Annotated in this window: 1 pseudogene; it reads right to left on the bottom strand. The window is 42.1% G+C overall.

Annotated elements, in window-relative coordinates:
- Positions 1-274 (bottom strand): annotated as a pseudogene (locus SB719_RS19290) (DDE-type integrase/transposase/recombinase); the annotation flags it as partial.
- Between the last annotated feature and the right edge of the window lie 63 nt (positions 275-337).

Here is a 337-nt window from a genome sequence, read left to right as displayed (position 1 = left end):
TCGAGGCCTCATCTTTAAAATGACCAAAGAACGATTCTTGGGGAGCGTTATCCCAACAGTTTCCTCGTCTTGACATTGATTGGCGCAATTTAAGTTTCTTCACTAATTTCTGAAAATCAGGGTGGGTATAATGCGTTCCTTGGTCGGAGTGGATCAATGCATCTTTTGCCCGCTTAAAGTCGCGATTCTTTTTTAACTTGAGAAGGGTATCTGTGGCTAAGTCCATCGTGATACGGTCTGACACATGGTAAGCTAAGATCTCATTAGTTGACCCATACACAGGAACACCGAGTTGTATCAAACCTGTTAAACCGACAATTTAAACAAGATGTTCCAG

Source organism: Pantoea sp. SIMBA_079 (genome assembly GCF_046940275.1).
Classification (GTDB): Bacteria; Pseudomonadota; Gammaproteobacteria; order Enterobacterales; family Enterobacteriaceae; genus Pantoea; species Pantoea borealis.
Note: the sequence above shows the minus strand (reverse complement) of the source record. Positions and strands in the feature narration are given on the sequence as shown.